16 protein-coding genes and 1 riboswitch are annotated in these 14,658 nt (G+C 72.3%); of the genes, 12 read left to right on the forward strand and 4 right to left on the reverse strand.

Annotation, left to right across the window (positions count from 1 at the left end; translation table 11 throughout):
- The first annotated feature begins 173 nt into the window (after positions 1–173).
- Complete coding sequence (locus SM757_RS18155) at positions 174–422, forward strand: DUF3072 domain-containing protein (RefSeq protein ID WP_322466574.1); 249 nt, start codon at positions 174–176, stop codon at positions 420–422.
- A 172-nt stretch (positions 423–594) separates the two neighbouring features.
- Here SM757_RS18155 and SM757_RS18160 read toward each other — a convergent pair whose 3' ends face one another.
- The 4 genes from SM757_RS18160 to SM757_RS18175 are packed head-to-tail and all read right to left on the reverse strand — an operon-like array spanning position 595 to position 3,939.
- Positions 595–1,374 carry an ABC transporter ATP-binding protein gene (locus SM757_RS18160; protein WP_066341454.1) on the reverse strand — a complete coding sequence of 260 codons (780 nt, stop codon included), beginning with the start codon at positions 1,372–1,374 and terminating at the stop codon, positions 595–597.
- A gap of 8 nt (positions 1,375–1,382) precedes the next feature.
- On the reverse strand, positions 1,383–2,441 hold the full coding sequence (locus SM757_RS18165; RefSeq protein ID WP_066341418.1) for a FecCD family ABC transporter permease: 1,059 nt from the start codon (positions 2,439–2,441) through the stop codon (positions 1,383–1,385).
- A 2-nt stretch (positions 2,442–2,443) separates the two neighbouring features.
- Positions 2,444–3,343, reverse strand: a complete 900-nt coding sequence (locus tag SM757_RS18170; RefSeq protein WP_322466575.1) for an ABC transporter substrate-binding protein — start codon at positions 3,341–3,343, stop codon at positions 2,444–2,446.
- Positions 3,340–3,939, reverse strand: coding sequence for a bifunctional adenosylcobinamide kinase/adenosylcobinamide-phosphate guanylyltransferase (locus SM757_RS18175; RefSeq protein WP_322466576.1), 600 nt, complete (start codon positions 3,937–3,939; stop codon positions 3,340–3,342). The genes SM757_RS18170 and SM757_RS18175 overlap by 4 nt, the downstream gene beginning before the upstream one ends.
- 433 nt (positions 3,940–4,372) lie before the next feature.
- A riboswitch (cobalamin riboswitch) is annotated at positions 4,373–4,605 on the forward strand.
- 170 nt (positions 4,606–4,775) lie between these two features.
- On the opposite strand from SM757_RS18175, the gene SM757_RS18180 reads away from it, so the two are divergent.
- From SM757_RS18180 to cobJ, 11 genes are read left to right on the forward strand one after another with little or no spacing between them, the layout of a single operon-like run.
- On the forward strand, positions 4,776–6,059 hold the full coding sequence (locus SM757_RS18180) for a cobyrinate a,c-diamide synthase (protein WP_322466577.1): 1,284 nt from the start codon (positions 4,776–4,778) through the stop codon (positions 6,057–6,059).
- A 34-nt stretch (positions 6,060–6,093) separates the two neighbouring features.
- Complete coding sequence (locus SM757_RS18185) at positions 6,094–6,726, forward strand: energy-coupling factor ABC transporter permease (protein WP_066341424.1); 633 nt, start codon at positions 6,094–6,096, stop codon at positions 6,724–6,726.
- A 10-nt stretch (positions 6,727–6,736) separates the two neighbouring features.
- Positions 6,737–7,558, forward strand: coding sequence for a precorrin-4 C(11)-methyltransferase (cobM, locus tag SM757_RS18190; RefSeq protein WP_322466578.1), 822 nt, complete (start codon positions 6,737–6,739; stop codon positions 7,556–7,558).
- Entirely contained in the window at positions 7,555–8,517 is a 963-nt protein-coding gene (locus SM757_RS18195) for a sirohydrochlorin chelatase (protein ID WP_322466579.1), read from the forward strand. The genes cobM and SM757_RS18195 overlap by 4 nt, the downstream gene beginning before the upstream one ends.
- Entirely contained in the window at positions 8,514–9,215 is a 702-nt protein-coding gene (locus SM757_RS18200) for a precorrin-8X methylmutase (protein ID WP_322466580.1), read from the forward strand. The genes SM757_RS18195 and SM757_RS18200 overlap by 4 nt, the downstream gene beginning before the upstream one ends.
- Before the next feature lie 31 nt (positions 9,216–9,246).
- Positions 9,247–10,356, forward strand: coding sequence for a cobalt-precorrin-5B (C(1))-methyltransferase (locus SM757_RS18205; RefSeq protein ID WP_322466581.1), 1,110 nt, complete (start codon positions 9,247–9,249; stop codon positions 10,354–10,356).
- Positions 10,346–11,650, forward strand: coding sequence for a precorrin-6y C5,15-methyltransferase (decarboxylating) subunit CbiE (gene cbiE / locus SM757_RS18210; protein WP_322466582.1), 1,305 nt, complete (start codon positions 10,346–10,348; stop codon positions 11,648–11,650). The genes SM757_RS18205 and cbiE overlap by 11 nt, the downstream gene beginning before the upstream one ends.
- Entirely contained in the window at positions 11,647–12,474 is an 828-nt protein-coding gene (cobI, locus tag SM757_RS18215; RefSeq protein WP_322466583.1) for a precorrin-2 C(20)-methyltransferase, read from the forward strand. Before cbiE ends, cobI begins: the two co-directional genes overlap by 4 nt.
- Positions 12,471–13,220 carry a cobalamin biosynthesis central domain-containing protein gene (locus SM757_RS18220; RefSeq protein ID WP_322466584.1) on the forward strand — a complete coding sequence of 250 codons (750 nt, stop codon included), beginning with the start codon at positions 12,471–12,473 and terminating at the stop codon, positions 13,218–13,220. Before cobI ends, SM757_RS18220 begins: the two co-directional genes overlap by 4 nt.
- Entirely contained in the window at positions 13,217–13,633 is a 417-nt protein-coding gene (locus tag SM757_RS18225; protein ID WP_322466585.1) for a cobalamin biosynthesis protein, read from the forward strand. The genes SM757_RS18220 and SM757_RS18225 overlap by 4 nt, the downstream gene beginning before the upstream one ends.
- A complete protein-coding gene (gene cobJ, locus SM757_RS18230) occupies positions 13,630–14,658 on the forward strand; it encodes a precorrin-3B C(17)-methyltransferase (protein WP_322466586.1) in 1,029 nt (342 codons plus the stop codon). Before SM757_RS18225 ends, cobJ begins: the two co-directional genes overlap by 4 nt.

Below are 14,658 nucleotides of genomic sequence, written 5' to 3' on the forward strand. Positions count from 1 at the left end.
GGCTGCGCCACTACGGCGCGCAGAGCTGGCTGCGATTCGACGGCGCTCGGCTGCGCGACCAGGGGCGCTGGCTCCCCGCGGCGGACAACGCGCTGGCGGCTAGGCGCTGAGCCCTTGAAGCGGCACGCTGCTTGCCGACTACTGGACATCCATCCAGCCATCAGGAGATGTCCATGACCGACAAGCACGTCCAGAGCGAAGCCGACGACAGCAACATGCAAAAGGACCCGCAGGACTGGGTCACCGGCGACGAGCCGATGACGGGGGCGCAGAAGTCCTACCTGAAGACGCTGAGCGAGGAGGCCAAGGAGCCCTTCGACGAAACGCTGACCAAGGCGCAGGCCTCGCAGCGCATCGACGAGCTGCAGGCGCGCACGGGGCGCGGCAAGGCGCAGGACGGCGCCGCGCCGCGCGGCGCCTGAGCTTTCAGCAAGCGCGGCGGCGCTTCATTCGATTTCTCGTTCGAAGCTGGAATTTTTCCCGTCATGCCCGCGAAGGCGGGCATCCACGCACGCCGGGAGGCTGCCCAGTACTCGTGGACACCCGCCTGCGCGGGTGTGACGAGGTCGTTTCAGTGTGGAGAACGAATTGGCTTCAGGCCTGCGGCTCGTCCAGCGCCAGCTCCACCCGCGAGCGTCCGCGCGCGTCCACTTCTATGCGTATGGCGCCCTGGAAGACCTCTTCCAGCGCGCGCCGCACGCCGGCCTCGAACGGCGCGCCCTGGGTGACGACGCGGCCGGCGGCCAGGACGATCACGCGGTCGGCGCGCAGCGCGATGGGCAGGTCGTGGAGCACCGTGACGATGCTGCGCGGCTGCACGCTGTCGCGCGCCAGGTGGTCGAACAGCCGCGCCAGCGCCACCTGGTGCGGCGCGTCCAGGTGCGTGGTGGGCTCGTCCAGCAGCAGCAGCGGCGCCTCGGTGGCCAGGGCACGCGCCAGCAGCACGCGCTGGCGCTCGCCGCCGGAGAGCTGCTGCAGCCGCCGCTGCGCCCACTCGGCGCACTCGGTCAGCGCCATGGCCTGCGCCACCACGGCGGCATCGGCCGGCCCGGGCGTGCCCAGCAGGCCCAATTGCGCGATGCGGCCCAGCCCCACCGTCTCGCGCACGGTCAGCTCGCCCGTGGTATGGCCCTGCTGCGCCAGCCAGGCCAGGTGCCGCGCCCGCTCCACCACGTGCATGCGGTGCACGCTGCGGCCCTGCAACTCCACCGTGCCGGCCTGCGGCACCTGCAGGCCGGCCAAGGTGCGCAGCAGCGTGGACTTGCCCGCGCCGTTGGGCCCCACGATGGCCGTCCAGCCCGGCAGCACGGACAAGTCCACGCCGTCCAGCACGGGGCGCCCGCCCAGCGCCACGGACAGGCCGCTGACTTGCATCAGCACCGTCACGACAGCCCCCGGCGGCGCAGCAGCGCAAAGAGGTAGAGGCCGCCCAACACGGCGGTGACCACGCCCACGGGCAGCTCTTCCGGCGCGATGGCGGCGCGGGCGATGACGTCGGCCAGCAGCAGCAGCACCGCGCCCATGGCGGCGCTGGCCGCCAGCATCCAGCGGTGCGCCCCCGGCGCGTGGCGGCGCACCAGGTGCGGCGCCACCAGGCCGACGAAGGCCACCAGCCCGGCCTGCGATACCGCCAGCGCCGTGCCCAGGCTCATCACCGCCACCATCACCAGGCGCACGCGCGCCAGGTCCAGCCCCAGGCTGGCGGCGCTGTCCTCGCCCAAGGTGAGCGCATCCAGCGCCCGCGCCCGGCGCAGCGCGATGGCCAGCAGCAGCGCCAGGCCCAGGCCCAGCACCGGCAGGGACGACAGGCTCAGGAAACTGGTGCTGCCCAGGATGAAGGCCTGCCTGCCGCGCAGCGCCTCGGGGCTGATCACGGTGAGCAAGTCGGTGCCCGCGCCCAACAGCACCGACACGACCACGCCGCCCAACAGCAGCCGCGTGGTGTGCAGCGCGCCGCGCGCCAGCGACAGCGTGAGCGCCGCGCCCCCCAGCGCGCCCACGAAGGCGGCCACCACCATGCCCACGCGCTCCAGCCAGGCGACGGTGGCCATGCTCACGCTGGCGCCGCCCACGGAGGCGGCGGCCAGCACAGCTACCACGCTCAGGCCGGCGCCGGCCGAGGAGCCCAACAGATAGGGATCGGCCAGCGGGTTGCGGAACAGCCCCTGCGCGAGGGCCCCACCCAAACCGAGCAGTGCGCCCACGAGGGCGGCGCCCACGGTGCGGGGCAGGCGGATCTCGCCCACGATCAGCGCGGCCTGGCCGCCGGCCAGGTCTTCGAACAGGGCGCCGGGCGAGAAGCCGTCGCTGCCGCTGGCCAGGCCCGCGAGCAGGCCCAGCACCAGCAGCAGCGCCAGCGCGCAGGCCAGGCCGCGGCGGCGCCGCGCGGCGTCGTCCGGTGCGGGCTGGGCGGGCCGGGCCTTGAGGTTGAACACGGCCATGGTCACTTGCGCCCAACGCGCGCCAGGCAGTCGGCCAGCAGGCCGGCGGCCTCGCCCAAGCGGGGGCCGGGGCGGATGAGCACGTCGTACTGCGCGGTGTCGAAGCCGCAGACGCGGCCTTCGCGCAGCGCGGCCAGCATGCCCCAGCCCGGACGCTGGGCCAGGCCGGCCATCTCCCGCGGCACGCCCATCACCACGGCGGGTTGGGCGCGGACGACGAATTCCGGGTTGAGCTTGGGAAAGGGGCCCATGTCCGCCGGGACGATGTTGCCCACGCCCAGCCGCGCCAGCGTCTGGCCGATGAAGGAGGCGGTGCCCGCGGTGTAGGGGCCACCTTCCACCTCGAAGTAGACGCGCTGGCCGCGCAGGGACGCCGGCACGCGGGCCGCGGCGGCGTCCATCTCGCGTTCCAGCCGCGCCCACAGTTGCTCGCCCTCGGCGGGCGTGCCCAGCAGCCGGGCCAGCAGCTCCAGGGTGCGGCGCACGTCGGCATGGCTTTCCGAGCGCAGGCGCAGCACGCGCACGCCCAGCGCCTCCAGCCGGTCCAGCGCGCGCGCGGAGGTGGAGGCCAGCACCACGTCCGGCTTGAGCACCACGATGGCTTCGATCTGCGCGTCCTCCAGCCCGCCCAGGTGCGGCAGCTTCTCGACGTCGCGGGGCCAGTTGGAGTAGCGGTCCACGCCCACCAGGCGGGCGCCGCCGCCCAGGGCCCAAATGCTTTCGGTAAGCGAGGGCAGCAGCGTGACGATGCGCTGCGGCGGCGCGGCAAAGTGCAGCTGCACCCCGCGGTCGTCGCGCAGCGCAAAAGACTGGCCGAAGGCGGGCAGCGCCAGGGTGAGCGCCGCCAGGGCGGCCAGCACGGCGCGCCGCATCGAGGCGGGTTTCATTTGGGCGGCGTTCATTGGGCGCCCTTCACCCGCAGCTCGCAGCTCGCCACCATCAACGTGACGCGCTCGCACAGCGCGGCCACGCGCTGGTGCAGCAGGCCCAGCGCATCGACGCAGGCGCGGGCCTCGCGCGACATGGGCATCACGCCCAAGCCGATTTCGTTGGACACCAGCACCACGGGCGACGCGCTGTCGCGCAAGGCGGCCAGCAACTGGGCTTCACATGCAGCCCAGCCGGCCTTGTCCAGGCCGTCGCCCGCGGGCGGCAGCAGGCATTGGGTGAGCCAGAGCGTGAGGCAGTCCACCACCAGCAGCCGCTCGGGGTGGGCATGGATGCGCAAGGCGCCGGGCAGGTCCAGCGGCGCCTCGACGGTGCGCAGCGCGTCCACGCGCGCGGCACGCTCGGCCTGGTGGCGGCGTATGCGCTCGGCCATTTCCTCGTCGCCCGCCAGCGCCGTGGCGATGAGCGTGGCCTCGCGGCCCGGCGCGGCGGCCAGCCAGGCGGCGGCGCGCAGCTCGGCCGTGCGCGACTTGCCGCTCTTGGCGCCGCCCAGGATGAGCTCATGGCGACCCGCCGGGGGGAGGGCACTGCTGTGGCGGGAAAGGGTCATGAAAAACTTTGACGGCAAGGCATGCGCCACCGCTTCCCCGCGGCAACGAACTTCAAACGGCACGGCGCACCAACGCGCCGCGTCCCCTTGTTGGCCGGTATCCGGGCCGGCAGCGGCAGGCCCTGCGGCCTTCCCAGGCCCGCGGCACGTGCCGTCCAAGCAAGAAAGGGCCCAGTGGCCGATGCCGGGGCGCAGGGACAGGGCAGCCGCCCCGCCCTGCGTCCGCTGACCGTTGCGGGGGCAGCCCAGGTTGAGGGCACAACCACGGCCTTCCAGGCCGGCGGCGCGCCCTTCCTGATTCCCGTTGAACCGCCGCGGCCGGCGGGCCGCCAACAGGCACCAACAAACGCCCAATTTTAGCCGCTGGCCCGGGCGCGCCCTGACGCAGCTCACATCCGGGCACCGCTGGGGTGAGGAACACGCCACGCTTGTCATTAGAATGCGCGTCGTTGGTGCTCGGGTCGGCGCTCTGCCGACCCGGTTAAACGGGAATCAGGAAGGGCCGCCGCTTCGCGGCACCCCAGCCTGAGCTGCCCCCGCAACGGTCAACGGCCGAGGTGTCCACACACCTCAACCGGCTCTCGCCCACTGGAGGACGTCGTCTTCTGGGAAGGGTCCGCCGGTCGCGCCGCCAGCCCGGATACCGGCCAACAAGGCGCCGCCCCTGCCGCAAGCAGGCGCGGCATATGAGCTCGGGGCCTGCGGGGAAGCGGGACCTGGCGTCAAGCCTTCGCGGTTCCATGTCCCTCTCGTCGTGCCCCTTGGGCGCAGATGGCGTTTCGCACGCAACCCTGGGTGATCCTTGCGCGGCGCCCGCCTCCGCATCCCGCCACGCCATGTGCCCGGCGCTGCTGCTGGGCGCCCCGGCGTCGGGCCAGGGCAAGACCAGCGTCACCGCGGCCATCGCGCGCCATGCCGTGCGCCAAGGCAAGCGCGTGCGCGTCTTCAAGACCGGCCCCGACTTCATAGACCCCATGCTGCTGGAGCGCGCCAGCGGCCACCCGGTGCAGCAGCTCGACCTGTTCATGGGCGGGCTGGCGCACTGCCGCGCGCTGCTGCATGCGGCGGCGCGCGAGGCGGACCTGATCCTGGTCGAGGGCGTGATGGGCCTGTACGACGGCACGCCCAGCAGCGCCGACCTGGCCGCGGCCTTCGGCTTGCCGGTGGTGGCCGTCATCAAGGCCGGCGCCATGGCGCAGACCTTTGGCGCGCTGGCCCACGGCCTGGCGACTTACCGTGCGGACATGCGCATGGCGGGCGTCATCGCCAACGCCATTGGCGGCGCGCGTCACGCGGACATGCTGCGCGAGTCGCTGCCCGCCCACTTGCCGCTGCTGGCCGCCCTGCCCCGGGACGAGGCGCTGGCCCTGCCGGAGCGCCACCTGGGCCTGGTGCAGGCGGCCGAGCTGCCGGACCTGGATGCCCGCCTGGAGCGCTGGGCCGACGCCTGGGCCGCGGCCGGCGGCGCCGGTTTCAGCGCGGCGCCGGTGCGCTTCGAGGCCGAGCCGGAAGAACCCGTGCCGCCGCTGCTGCGCGGGCACCGCATCGCCATCGCGCGCGACGAGGCGTTCAGCTTTATCTACCCCGCCAACCTGGACACCCTGCGCGCGCTGGGCGCGGCGCTGGCCTTTTTCTCTCCCCTGGCCGGCGACGCGGTGCCGGACTGCGACGCGCTGTGGCTGCCCGGCGGCTACCCGGAGCTGCATGCGGCGGCGCTGTCGCAGCGGTCCGGCTTCATGCAGGCGTTGCGCACGCATCAAGCGGCGCAGAAGCCCATGCTGGCCGAGTGCGGCGGCATGCTGGTGCTCACCGACGCGCTGACCGACGCCCAGGGCCAGCGCCACGCCATGGCCGGCCTGCTGCCTGGCGAAGCCGTCATGAAGCCGCGGCTGCAGGCGCTGGGCATGCAGTCGGTGGCCATGCCCGAGGGCGAGTTGCGCGGGCACAGCTTCCATTACTCGACGCTGGAAACGCCGCTGGCGCCGCTGGTGCGCGGCGTCTCGCCCACTGGCGGACGCGCCGCTGAAGCCGTGTACCGCGTGGGCCGGCTCACGGCCAGCTACTTCCACGCCTACTTCCCTTCCAACCCCGGCGCGGTGGCCCGGGTGTTGGGCGCCTGAGCCGCCACCGTCCCCATCACAGAGAGGAAAACCCATGCACATAGAACCCGGCCTGCTGGCCCAAGGCAAGCTCATGTTCGCCAATGCCGCCGCCGTGGCGGTGCTGGCGGCCCATGCCCCCGCGCTGCTCAAGAAGCCCGCGCTGTGGCTGCGCACGGCGCTGGCCGCGGTGTTCTTCTCGGTGCTGATGCAAAGCTTTCACATGAAGGCCGGCCCGTCGGAGCTGCACCTCATCGGCGCCATGCCCATGTACTTGCTGCTGGGCTACCTGCCCACGCTCTTCGGCTTTGCCGCCGGACTGCTGCTGCAGGGCCTGCTGTTCGAGCCGCAGGACCTCGTGCACCTGGCCGTCAACGCCCTGTCGCTGATCGTCCCGCTGATGGTGGTGCACCACACCATGGGCAGCGCCGCCGCGCAGCGCCTGGGCCGCATCGTGCGCCTGGACGCCGCCTACTACGCCGGCGTGACGCTGATGGTGGGCTTCTGGCTGGCCCTGGGCGAACAGGCCACGGCGCTCTCCGACTGGGCGATGTTCGCCGCCTCCTACGTGAGCGTGGCCGCGCTGGAGCCGGTGTTCACGTTCGGCCTGGTGCGCCTGGCCGCCACCGTGCGCGAGCAGGCCTGGGCCCGCGCCTGCCTGGACGAGCGCCTGACGGCCGCCGCCTGATCCCATGGCCATGAACGCAGCGACCCTGCCCGGCACCGTCTGGTTCGTGGGTGCCGGCCCCGGCGACCCCGAGCTCATCACCGTCAAGGGCCGCTCGCTCATCGAGCGCGCCGGCGCCATCCTGTTCGCCGGTTCCCTCGTCAACGAGGCCGCCACGCGCTGGGCACCGGCCGGTTGCGAGATCGCCGACAGCAAGGACATGACGATGGAGCAGATGGCGGCGTGGCTTATCGAGCGCGCCGCCCGCCACCAGACGGTGGTGCGGCTGCAGACCGGCGACCCGGCGCTGTACGGCACGCTCATCGAGATGGTGCAGCCGCTGGACGCGGCGGGCATCCCGGTGGCGGTGGTGCCGGGCGTGTCCTCGGCCATGGCCTCGGCGGCCGCGGCCGTGGAGACCTTCACGCTGCCGGAGGTCACGCAGACCACCATCTTCACCCGCGTGGAGGGGCGCACGCCCATGCCCGCGGGCGAGTCGCTGCGCGAGCTGGCCGCGCACCGCTGCACGCTGTGCATTTTCCTGTCCATCACGCTGCTGCACAAGGTCGAAGCCGGGCTGCGCGCCGCGGGCTGGAGCGAGGACGCGCCGGTGCTGGTGGTGCACAAGGCGAGCTGGCCGGGCGAGGAGCGCATCGTCCGCGGCACGCTGGCCACCATCAAGCAACTGTGCCGCGACGCCGGCATCGTCAGCCAGGCCATGGTCATCGCCAGCCCCACGCTGGGCTCGCGGCAGTGGCCTGAGCTCACGCGCTCGCGCCTGTACGACCCCAGTTTCACCCATCGTTTCCGGCGCGCCACCGAGCCCGCCGCACCGGCCCCGGAGGCCCCATGACCGACACCATCCTGCTCGTGGGCCACGGCTCGCGCGAAGACAGCGGCAACCAGGAGATCCGCGAGTTCGTGGAGCTCTGGCGCGCGCGCCAGCCCGGCTGGCGCATCGAAGTCTGCTTCATCGAGTTCGCCCCGCCCTCGCTGCACGACGGCCTGCTGGCCGCGGCGAAAGGATCGTCGCGTGTGCTGGTGCTGCCGCTCATCCTCAATGCCGCCGGGCACGTGAAGATGGAGATTCCCGAGGCCATAGAGCACGCCCGCGAGCACTGCCCCGGCGTGGAGTTCCTCTACGGCCCGCACCTCACGGCCTGCGACCCGATTCTTGCCATCCTCAAGCGCCGGCTGCGCAAGGCCATGTCGGCGCTGGACATGCCCGACCCGACCACCACCGGCGTGATCGTGCTGGGACGGGGCTCCTCCGACCGCGCGGCCAACGGCGACATGGCCAAGATGGCGCGCTGGCTGATGGAGGAAGGCGACCACGAGTTGATAGATCTGGCCTTCACCGGCATCACCTGGCCGCGCCTGGAGCGCGTGGTGCAGCGCCAGGCGCTGCTGGGCATGCGCCAGATCGTGGTGCTGCCCTACTACCTCTACACCGGCACGCTGATGCAGCGCATCCACCGCCAGGTGGAGCACCTGCGCGCGCAGTACCCGCAGCTGCGCTTCGCGTGCTCGGAGCACTTCGGCTTCGAGAAAGAGATTTTCGAGTTGCTGGAGCAGCGCGTGGCCGACCTGCGCAACGGCACGCCGCAGGCGAAGCTCGCCTGCGACGGCTGCCGCTACCGCGAAGTCGCCCACGACCTGGGCCACGGCCACTCGCACGAGCACACGCATGCGCCGCAGCCGGCCGAGGCGCACGCGCATGCGCACCCCCAGGCGCATGAGCAGGTCGTCCATGTGCACGGCCACGCGCATGACCACGATCACCACCACGGGCACGCCGGGGTGCCGGCATGAGCACGGTCAACACCGTCACCGAGCAGCTCACGCGCGCCGGGCAGGCCATAGAGCACGACAGCTTCGCCATCATCGACGCCGAAGCGGGGCCGCACGCCTATGCGGCCGAGCAATGGCCCATCGTGCGCCGCATGATCCACGCCAACGCGGACTTCGAGTTCAACGGCCTCACCGACTTCCATCCCGGCGCGGTGGAGGCCGGCATCCAGGCCCTGCTGCGCGGCGGCGCACCGCTGGTGGCCGACGTGGAGATGATCTGCTCCGGCCTGTCGCAACCCCGCCTGGCCCACTTCGGGGTGCGCACGCACCAGTTCATCAGCGACCCGGACGTGATCGATGCCGCCAAGGCGCAGGACACCACGCGCGCCGTGCAGGCCATGCGCAAGGCCGCGCGCCTGGGGCTGCTGCAGGGCGCCATCGTGGGCATAGGCAACGCGCCCACGGCGCTGATCGAGCTGGTGCGCCTGATCCGCGAGGAAGGGCAGCGCCCGGCGCTGGTGGTGGGCATGCCGGTGGGTTTCGTCTCCGCGGCCGAGTCCAAGGACCTGATGGCCACGCTGCAGGACGTGCCCTGGATCGTGATTCGCGGCCGCAAGGGTGGCTCCACGCTGGTGGTGGCCGCCATACACGCGCTGCTGGCCCTGGCCGAGGCGCGCCAGCGCGCGGCCCAAACGGCCCGAACGGCCCAAGTGGCCTGACGGGCACGGGCGCGCGCAGGAGAGCACGGCCATGATGGAAAAGACCGTCAAGCGCGGCACTCGCACCGGCTTCACCACCGGCGCCTGCTCGGCCGCCGCCGCGCGCGCCGCGGTGGAAGGCCTGGCCACCGGCGAAGTGCCGGCGGAGATGGAATCGCTGCTGCCCAACGGGCAGCGCGTGCGCTTTGCCGTGCACGACGGCCGCTGCGACGGCGACAGCGCCCACGCCATGGTCGTGAAGTTCGCGGGCGACGACCCGGACTGCACCGACGGCGCCCACCTCACCGCCGACGTGCAGCGGCTGCCTGGCCAGGCCGGCCGCTTCGAGCTGCGCGGCGGCTTTGGCGTGGGCACGGTGACCATGCCGGGCCTGGGCCTGGAAGTGGGTGGCCCGGCCATCAACCCCGTGCCGCGCCAGAACATCGAGGACAACGTGCGCGAAGCCGGCGCCGCGCTGCTGGCGCGCGACGGGCTGCGCGTGACCATCTCCGTGCCGCAGGGCGTGGAGATGGCCAGGAAGACGCTCAACGCCCGCCTGGGCATCCTGGGCGGCATCTCCATCCTGGGCACCACGGGCATCGTCAAGCCCTACAGCACGGCGGCCTACCGCGCCAGCGTGGTCCAGGGCGTGGAGGTGGCGGCCACCACCGGTGCCGGCGCCGTGGTGCTGACCACGGGCGGGCGCACCGAGAAGTTCGCCATGGAGCAGTTGCCGCAGTTGCCGGAAGCCTGCTTCGTGCAGATGGGCGACTTCCTGCGCTACGCGCTGGACGCGGCGCAGAAGGCTCAGCTGCCGCGCGTGGTCATCGGCGGCATGGTGGGCAAGCTCACCAAGATCGCCCAGGGCGAGACCATCACCCACGCCAACCGCGCGGAGGTGGACACCGCGTTGCTGGCCCGCCTGGCCGCGGGCATAGGGGCGCCTGCCCAGGAGTGCGCCGCCATTGCCGCCGCCGAAACGGCCCGCTTCGCGGCCGAGCGCATGCAGGCGCTTGGGCTCCTGGAAGCCTTCCACACCGCGCTGGCGCGGGCCGTGGTGGACACCGTGATGCAGCGCTACCCCGGCCGCTTCCGGCTGGACGTGCTGGTGTGCGATTTCGACGGGAAGAAGATTGCGGAGGCATCGTCCCATGCTGGATGAAGTGAAAAACCGTCCGCCGCGCTGCCGCATCGTCGGCGTGCTGGACGACGGCGCGGCCAGCCTCAACGCCGTGGCGCTCCAGGCGCTGGCGCAGGCCGACGTGGTGATTGGCGCGCGGCGCACCCTGGCGCTGCTGGAAGCGCGCCTCAACCCCGAGGCCGAGCGCCGCGAGCTGAGCGCGCTGTCGGCCGTGGTGGAGGACGTGCGCGCAGCGCAGGCCGCCGGTCAGCGCTGCGTGGTGCTGGCCACGGGCGACCCGCTGTGCCACGGCATCGCCGGCTACCTGGCCATGCGGCTGTGCCTGGAGGCCATCGAGGTGTTGCCCAACCTGTCCACCATCCAGCTCGCCTGCGCCCGCGTCGGCCTGGTGTGGCAGGACCTCAAGATCGCCAGCATCCACGCCAAGGACGCCGGCGAATGGTTCACGGGCGCCGACCCACGCCACGGCCTGTACGCATTGACTCAGGCGCTGCGCCGCCACGACCGCCTGGCCGTGCTCACCAGCCCCGACAACACGCCGGACCGCGTGGCGCGGCTGTTGCTGGCCGAAGGGTTGCAAGACGACTTTCAGTTGGCCGTGGCGGAGCGGCTGCTGCAGCCGGGCGAGCGCATCGTCACGGGCATGAGCGTTGCGGAGGCAGCGAACCACCGCTTTGCCGACCCCAACGTGCTGCTGCTGTGGCGCACCGGGCGCGCCGCGCCTGCCGTGCGCTTCGGCCTGCCGGACGCGAGCTTCCAGCAACGCCAGCCAGATAAAGGCCTGATCACCAAGCACGAGGTGCGCGCCGTGTCGCTGGCACGGCTGCAGTTGCGCGAGGATAGCATCGTCTGGGACATAGGCGCGGGCTCCGGCTCCGTGGGCCTGGAGGCGGCACGGCTGTGCCCCGCCGGCCACGTCTACGCGATTGAAAAGAACGCCGAGGACTTCGCCATTGCCGGGCGCAACCGCGAGGCCTTCAGGCTGTCCAACCACACGCTGGTGCACGGCAAGGCGCCCGAGCATCTGGACGGCTGGCTCGACCCCGATGCCGTCTTCATCGGCGGCTCCGGCGGCGAGCTCACCGAGCTCATCGCGCTGTGCCTGCGCCGCCTGAAACCGGGCGGCACGCTGGTGATGAACTTCGTGACCCTGGAAAACCTGGCCACCGCCACCGAGGCGCTGCGCGCCGCCGGGGCCGCCTGGGACGTGGTGATGCTGCAGGCCTCGCGCAGCAAGCCCATCCTGCACATGCACCGCATGGCGGCCGAGAACCCGGTGTGGATCGTGTGCGCACAACGCGGAGACGCCGCATGACCGAAGCACTGCACACGGCGCCGCTGGGCCGCCTCATGGGCGTGAGCCTGGGCCCGGGCGACCCGGGCCTCATCACCCGCGCCGCCTGGGCGCAACTGCAGCGCCGCGACGCGCTGTGGACCTACCCCACGCGCAGCACCAAGACGCCCAGCTACGCCTTCGACATCGTCCAGCGCGCCGGGCTGGAGGCGCCGCAAGGCCATCTGGCGCTGCTCTTCCCCATGACGCACGACGAGGAAAAGCTCGTGCGCAGCTGGCATCGCGCGGCCGAGGCCGTGCTGCCTGCCCTGCGCGCCGGGCAGGACGTGCTGTTCCTGGTGGAAGGCGACGCCAGCACCTACGCCACCTTCGGCCACCTCGCGCGCACGGTGCGCTCGCTGGAGCCGGGCGTGGAGGTGCACACCCTCGCCGGCGTCAACGCCTTCACGGCGTCGGCGGCCACGCTGGGCCGGCCGCTCGCCGAGCAGGACGACACCGTCGCCATCGTCCCCGCCGCCTACGGCATCGCGGCCGTGGACCGGCTGCTGCAGGACTTCGACACGCTGGTGCTCATGAAGGTCAAGCCGCTCATGGACGAGCTGCTGGACTGGCTGCAGCGCCGAGACCTGCTGGCCGGCGCCGCCTTCATCGAGCGCTGCGGCGCGCCGGACGAGCGCGTCTTCCGCGGCGAAACGCTGCTGGCGCTGCGCGGCCAGAAGGTGAGCTACCTGTCGCTGATGCTGGTGCACCACCCGCACCGCGTGCGCGGCGAACGCGTGCGCGGCTGCCTCAAGAAGAGCAGCCCCGCTCTCGAACCCGCCATCACCGAAAGCACCGAAGAATGAGCAGTACCGATCCGCGCCTGGCCATCGTCGCCATCACCAAGCACGGCGCGCAGCAGGCGGCCGACCTCGCCGCCCGGCTGCCGCTGGCCCACGTGGTGTGCAGCGAGAAGTTCGCGCCCGCCTTTGCCGGCCTGGCCAACCCCGTGCGCGCCTACGCGGGCGCGCTGCGCGACGAGATCGCGGCCCTCTTCGAGGGCTACGACCAGCTCGTGTTCTTCGTGTCGCTGGGCGCGGTGGTGCGGCTGATCGCGCCGCACCTGAAATCCAAGGACGAGGACCCGGGCGTCACGGTGGTGGACGACGCGGGCCGCTTCGTCATCCCCGTGCTCTCCGGCCACGTCGGCGGCGCCAACGCCTGCGCCGAGGAAGTGGCCGCGCTGCTGGGCGCCACGGCGGTGGTCACCACGGCCTCGGACGTTGGTAAAACCATTCCCGTGGACATCCTGGGCCGCGAGCTGGGCTGGCGCGTGGAGGCGCCCAAGCTCAACGTCACGCGCGTGTCGGCCCACGTGGTCAACGGCGAGCCCATCGCTTTCGTCCAGGAGGCGGGCAGCCCGCACTGGTGGACGCGGCCCACGCCGCTGCCCGCCAGCATCCACCGCTTCAACCGCTTAGAGGACGTGGACCTCTCGCGCTTCGCCGCCGTGCTGTGGGTGACGCAGCGCGAGGTGCCCGCCGCGTTGTGGGCGCAACTGCAGGAGCGGCTGGTGGTGTACCGCCCGCCGCTGCAAGGCGCGGCGGCATGACGGGCCCCGTGGCCTTGGGCCTGGGCTGCGACCGCGGCACGCCCATGGAGACGATAGAAGAGGCCGTGTCGCAGGCGCTGGCCTCCATAGGCGCCGACTGGGCCGACGTGGCCGCCGCCGCCAGCATAGACCTCAAGGCCGACGAGGCCGGCCTGCTCGCCCTGGCCCGCAAGCACGGCTGGACGCTGCGCTTCCACACGCCGGCCGAGCTGGCGGCGGTGCCCGTGCCCAACCCGTCGGAGACGGTGCGCCGCTATACCGGCACGCCCTCGGTGAGCGAGGCGGCGGCGCTGCTGGCCGCCGGTGCCGGCATGCAGGCCCTGCTGGTCGAGAAACACAAGCACCGCGGCCCGCACGGCCGCAACGCCACCGTGTCGGTGGCGCGCATCGCATCAAGGATGGAACAGCCATGACCTCAATCGACACCGCCGGCGCCGTCGGCGAAGCCCCTGCCGCCGCGCCCGCGGGCAAGATCATGCTGGTGGGCATAGGCCCGGGCAGCGTGGAGCACATGACGCAGCGCGCGCGCGCGGCCATCGCCGAGGCCGACGTGGTGGTGGGCTACGTCACCTACATCAAGCTGGTGGCCGACCTGCTCGAAGGCAAGGAAGTCGTGCGCAAGGGCATGACGGAAGAGCTGGACCGCGCCGTCCACGCGCTGGAGGCCGCGCGCGCGGGCAAGAAGGTGGCGCTCATCTCCTCCGGCGACGCGGGCGTCTACGGCATGGCCGGGCCGACCTACGAGGTGCTGTTCCAGGCCGGCTGGACGCCGGACGACCCGGTGCAGCTCGAAATCATTCCCGGCGCCTCGGCGCTCAACGCCTGCGCCGCGCTGGTGGGCGCGCCGCTGACGCACGACTTCTGCGCCATCTCGCTGAGCGACTTGCTCACGCCCTGGCCCGTGATCGCCCGCCGCCTGGACGCCGTGGCCTATGCCGACTTCGTGGTGGCGCTCTACAACCCCAAGAGCGGCCGGCGCACGCGCCAGATCGTGGAGGCGCAGCGCCTGTTCCTGCGCCACCGCCGCCCCGACACGCCGGTGGCCGTGGTCAAGAGCGCCTACCGGCGGCGCCAGCACATCGAGTTCACCACGCTGGACAAGATGGCCGAGTGCGACATCGGCATGCTCAGCACCGTGCTCATAGGCAACAGCGCCACTTTCATCAGCCACGGGCTGATGGTCACGCCGCGCGGCTACGCCAACAAGTACGACGTGGAACAGGGCTTCGAGACCCGCGAGGGCGAGAAGGCCGGGCGCTCGCTGAGCACGGGCCTGCTGGGCTGGCTGGAAACGCTGCAGGCCCAGCAGGCCCAGGGGCACACCGTGGCCGACCTGGCCCGGCTGCACCGGCTGCCGGTGGAGTACATCGCCGCCACGCTGGCCGAGCCGGTGGAAGAGGCGCCTGCGGGTGAAAGCGTTGCTGAAAGCGAGGGTTGA

It is taken from the genome of Azohydromonas lata, from assembly GCF_034427735.1.
Lineage (GTDB): Bacteria > Pseudomonadota > Gammaproteobacteria > Burkholderiales > Burkholderiaceae_C > Azohydromonas > Azohydromonas lata.